General features: G+C 49.1%; 3 protein-coding genes and 2 rRNA genes (2 of these 5 running past the window's edge). 3 read left to right on the top strand and 2 right to left on the bottom strand.

Annotated features, from left to right (window positions below; all coding sequences use genetic code 11):
- The 3 genes from murQ to JSQ80_RS14510 form a co-directional block, all read left to right on the top strand.
- Positions 1 to 140: the end of an N-acetylmuramic acid 6-phosphate etherase gene (murQ, locus tag JSQ80_RS14520; protein ID WP_206095775.1), read on the top strand. 748 nt of this gene lie to the left of the window's left edge; only the last 140 of its 888 coding nucleotides appear in the window; its start codon lies off the left edge, out of view; the stop codon is at positions 138 to 140.
- A gap of 129 nt (positions 141 to 269) precedes the next feature.
- Positions 270 to 1,727, top strand: coding sequence for a PTS transporter subunit EIIC (locus JSQ80_RS14515; RefSeq protein ID WP_206095774.1), 1,458 nt, complete (start codon positions 270 to 272; stop codon positions 1,725 to 1,727).
- Positions 1,728 to 1,816: 89 nt separating this feature from the next.
- Positions 1,817 to 2,671, top strand: coding sequence for a MurR/RpiR family transcriptional regulator (locus JSQ80_RS14510; RefSeq protein ID WP_206095773.1), 855 nt, complete (start codon positions 1,817 to 1,819; stop codon positions 2,669 to 2,671).
- 287 nt (positions 2,672 to 2,958) lie between these two features.
- Here the strand turns inward: JSQ80_RS14510 and rrf are convergent.
- Positions 2,959 to 3,075, bottom strand: a 5S ribosomal RNA gene (gene rrf, locus JSQ80_RS14505).
- Positions 3,076 to 3,143: 68 nt separating this feature from the next.
- Positions 3,144 to 5,000 (bottom strand): 23S ribosomal RNA (locus JSQ80_RS14500); it runs 1,070 nt beyond the window's last position.

The following is a 5,000-nucleotide window of genomic DNA, read 5'->3' as shown; positions in this document are numbered from 1 at the left end:
CAACAGCAGAGAAGTATCTCGAACTAGCGGACAATAAACCAAAAGCCGCCATCGTCATGATTTTGACAGGATTGACGTATGAAGAAACACTTCAGAAGCTAGAACAGTCTCAAGGCTTCGTACGCCAAGCCATAAAATAATGCGTTACGCTGTCATATCACATGTGCGCCTGATGAACCCATCACGAGTCAGGGTGATAGGAATTGCAGCATAAGCACGGCTCGATTGTACTCCACAACAAGATGTTTAATGACTAGGAGGGAAACACCATGAATCAACATCGTGCACTTGCAAAAGAGATTCTCGATGCTGTCGGCGGGGCTTCAAACATTAATAACTTTACGAACTGTATTACTCGCCTTCGGATTAACCTCGTGGATCGAAGCATTATTAATGAAGCAAGAATCAAAAGCACCAAAGGTGTAATGGGTATAGTTGACGATGAAACGTATCAAATCGTCCTCGGCCCAGGAACCGTAAAGAAAGTAGCAGACGAGCTTGCTTCCATTATTGAGTCAGGTGAAGGTTCGGAAACGGCAGCAGCTCCTATGCCAGCTAACACGCAAGCAAAAGGTCAGGATATTAAGGCCGATCTTAAGAAGAAAAACAATACGCCATTTAAAAACTTCCTGCGAAAGATAGGGAATATCTTCATTCCAATGATTCCTGCTCTCGTCGGTGCCGGTCTTATTAATGGTATTGCAGGTCTTATGGCCAACTTGATGAAGACAGGCTTCTCACCAGAATGGATGGTCACGTTACAGCCGATCGTCAGTGTAATCGGTTCCGCCTTTTTCCTGTATCTAACCGTATTCGCCGGCGTGAATGCTGCTAAGGAATTCGGAGGAACCCCTTCATTAGGTGGTGCGGTCTCCGCAATTATTATCGCTCCAAGCGTTGCGAATATTTCGTATACCTATCCGCTAATTGGGGAAATTACGTTGAATCCGGGTCAAGGCGGTATTATCGGTGCGATATTCGCTGCAGTCTTGATTTCTTATATTGAAAAATGGGTGCGCAAACGTGTCCCAGCTGCTATTGATATTATCGTAACGCCAACAATCGCCCTGCTAGTCGTAGGATTAATCACGATCTTTGTATTCATGCCGCTTGCTGGTGCCATCTCACAGGCAATCGGAACGGCAACAACATGGCTCCTTGGGCATGGCGGACCATTGTCCGGGTTCGTACTCGCAACATCCTTCTTGCCGCTTGTTATGTTTGGATTACATCAAGCTTTGATTCCGATTCATGCGGAATTGATTACGCAGTTCGGTTACACCGCGCTTCTTCCTATCCTGGCTATGGCCGGCGCGGGTCAAGTCGGTGCAGCGATTGCTATCTATATGAAATTGAAGCATAACAAAAGAATGCGCAATCTGATTAAAGGGGTTCTGCCTGTCGGTTTCTTAGGGATTGGTGAGCCTTTGATCTACGGCGTATCCTTGCCATTAGGCCGTCCGTTTATCACAGCTTGTATCGGTGGTGGCTTCGGTGGTGCAGTGCTCGGGTTGTATGCGATGTCAAGCAACTTTATCGGCTCCATGGCTATTGGACCTTCCGGCTTAGTTCTTGTACCGCTTGTAACAGGGCCACTTGGCATCGGTGCTTCAATCGTCGGTTACTTGCTTGGTCTTGTCGCTTCCTATATTGCAGGCTTCCTGCTGACCTACTTCTTCGGCTTTACAAAAGAACTTCTATTAGAGCATAATAAAGATACCGAATAACTCTCGGATATATAGGGCATCTTGGAGCATAATCTCCATAGATGTCCTATTTTCTTCATAATCTGAAATACATTCAGGGGGCTTTTGTTATGATGGGAAGTATCTTGACACAAATTCAAGCTTTGTACGATAGTCTGTCACAGTCTGAGCAAAAAGTAGCACGCTACATATTAGAGCATCCAGAAGAGGTTGCGAATATTAGCATTCATGATCTCGCCGAAAAGGCGGAGACCAGTGGCGCTTCTGTCGTTCGATTTTGCAACTCCTTGCAGGTCGGGGGCTTCCCACAGCTTAAGGTTCGTCTTTCTCTTGATATGGCTAAACATGAACGCCCTACTTATTATGATTTCGACCCCAGTGATACGACCGATTCCATTATAAAAAAGACCATGTCCAACAGCATTCAGGCTCTTCAAGATACAGCTGAAGCACTGGATAGTGAAATGGTGAATCAAATCGCAGCTGCGATGGCCCAGGCACCTGCCATTTATACGTACGGGATAGGCGCCTCCTTGGTTGTAGCAGAAGACATTGCACAGAAGTGGATGCGTCTAGGCAAAATGGCCTTTGCTTTTCACGATCAACATGTACTGGCCGTTAATATCGCCAATGCCCCTCCAGGCTCCGTCTTCATCGGAGTGTCGTACAGTGGAAAGACGAAAGAGGTCGTCCAATCCGTTAAACTCGCGAATGAATACGACTTCGTTACTGTCGGTATATCCCGATACGGTGAGCATGAACTAAGCACTAACGCCACCTACATGCTAAATGTTGCTCACGCGCCGGAAGCGGTGTTTCGCAGTGCTGCGACCAGTTCACGTCTTGCTCAATTGCTTGCAGTGGACACGCTATTCTTTGCTTACGCCTCCACCCAGCACGATGAGACGATTCGATATTTGGCGGATACAAGTCAAGTCATTCGAATCTTGCGCAAACAATCCTGATATACCGTTATTAAAAAAGCCTCGCATGACGTCTTCATTAAAGACGAAATGCAAGGCTTTTTTTACAAATATGTATGAAATGCTCCATATATTCACTCTCAAATAAGTGGAAGCAAAACGATAACAAGTTTTTTTCTTCACAAAATGGAATCTTTAGAAAAGTAATTCACATGTAGATAACTTTTCGATCGTCTATTTGAATTATCCCCTGAATCATGAACACTTTGAATAGAATGTGGACAATAAATAGCCCACTCACCTCATTTGAGGAAGTGGGCTATTCGCTTGCTTGGCAACGTCCTACTCTCCCAGGACCCTGCGGTCCAAGTACCATCGGCGCTGGAGGGCTTAACGGTCGTGTTCGGGATGGGTACGCGTGGAACCCCTCCGCTATCGTCACCAAACAGATATTCAAGGTTTGCGCCTTGAAAACTGAACGCGAAAGTTTCATTTGCTCTAGAATCATTGTTATTAGGATAAGCCCTCGACCGATTAGTATTCGTCAGCTCCACACATTGCTGTGCTTCCACCCCGAACCTATCTACCTCGTCGTCTTCAAGGGGTCTTACTAAATTGGGAAATCTCATCTTGAGGGGGGCTTCACGCTTAGATGCTTTCAGCGCTTATCCCTTCCGTACGTAGCTACCCAGCCATGCCTCTGGCGAGACAACTGGTACACCAGCGGTACGTCCATCCCGGTCCTCTCGTACTAAGGACAGCTCCTCTCAAATTTCCTACGCCCGCGACAGATAGGGACCGAACTGTCTCACGACGTTCTGAACCCAGCTCGCGTACCGCTTTAATGGGCGAACAGCCCAACCCTTGGGACCTACTTCAGCCCCAGGATGCGATGAGCCGACATCGAGGTGCCAAACCTCCCCGTCGATGTGGACTCTTGGGGGAGATAAGCCTGTTATCCCCAGGGTAGCTTTTATCCGTTGAGCGATGGCCCTTCCATGCGGTACCACCGGATCACTAAGCCCGACTTTCGTCCCTGCTCGACTTGTAGGTCTCGCAGTCAAGCTCCCTTCTGCCTTTGCACTCTTCGAATGATTTCCAACCATTCTGAGGGAACCTTGGGGCGCCTCCGTTACTCTTTAGGAGGCGACCGCCCCAGTCAAACTGCCCACCTGACACTGTCCCCGAACCGGATTACGGTCCCAGGTTAGAACTCCGATACGATCAGGGTGGTATCCCAACGATGCCTCCACCGATGCTGGCGCACCGGCTTCGCAGGCTCCCACCTATCCTGTACAGACCGTACCAAAGTCCAATATCAAGCTGCAGTAAAGCTCCATGGGGTCTTTCCGTCTTGTCGCGGGTAACCTGCATCTTCACAGGTATTAAAATTTCACCGGATCTCTCGTTGAGACAGCGCCCAAGTCGTTACGCCATTCGTGCGGGTCAGAATTTACCTGACAAGGAATTTCGCTACCTTAGGACCGTTATAGTTACGGCCGCCGTTTACTGGGGCTTCGGTTCATAGCTTCGCCTTGCGGCTAACCACTCCCCTTAACCTTCCAGCACCGGGCAGGCGTCAGCCCGTATACTTCGCCTTGCGGCTTCGCACAGACCTGTGTTTTTGCTAAACAGTCGCTTGGGCCTTTTCACTGCGGCCCCCTCGGGCTATTCACCCTACCGAGGCACCCCTTCTCCCGAAGTTACGGGGTCATTTTGCCGAGTTCCTTAACGAGAGTTCTTCCGCGCGCCTTAGAATTCTCTTCTCGCCTACCTGTGTCGGTTTGCGGTACGGGCACCTTCACCTGGCTAGAGGCTTTTCTTGGCAGCATGAAATCAAGACCTTCGGTACTGTAAATTTCCCTCCCCGTCACAGCCCAGCCTTATGGTCAGCGGATTTGCCTACTGACCGGCCTCACTGCTTGGACGAGCATCCATCAGCTCGCGTCCCTATCCTTCTGCGTCCCCCCATTGCTCATAACGGCTTACGGTGGTACAGGAATTTCAACCTGTTGTCCTTCGACTACGCCTTTCGGCCTCGCCTTAGGTCCCGACTTCCCCTGGGCGGACGAGCCTTCCCCAGGAACCCTTAGGCTTTCGGCGGACATGATTCTCACATGTCTTTTCGTTACTCATACCGGCATTCTCACTTGTGTATAGTCCAGCAGTCCTTCCGGTCTACCTTCAACCCGATACACAACGCTCCCCTACCCATGCATCATAGATGCAAGCCATAGCTTCGGCGATACGTTTAGCCCCGTTACATTTTCGGCGCAGAGTCACTCGACCAGTGAGCTATTACGCACTCTTTAAATGATGGCTGCTTCTAAGCCAACATCCTGGTTGTCTGTGCAACTCCACATCCTTTCCC

Origin of the sequence: Paenibacillus apiarius (assembly GCF_017052585.1) — a bacterium.
Taxonomy (GTDB): Bacteria; Bacillota; Bacilli; order Paenibacillales; family Paenibacillaceae; genus Paenibacillus_B; species Paenibacillus_B apiarius.
The sequence above is the reverse complement of the archived record's forward strand: the minus strand, read 5'-3'. Positions and strand labels throughout refer to the sequence as shown.

Excerpts from the sequence above, each read along its gene's own strand:
- JSQ80_RS14515 (WP_206095774.1), top strand. The coding sequence starts at position 270 with ATGAATCAACATCGTGCACTTGCAAAAGAGATTCTCGATGCTGTCGGC.
- JSQ80_RS14510 (WP_206095773.1), top strand. The coding sequence starts at position 1,817 with ATGATGGGAAGTATCTTGACACAAATTCAAGCTTTGTACGATAGTCTG.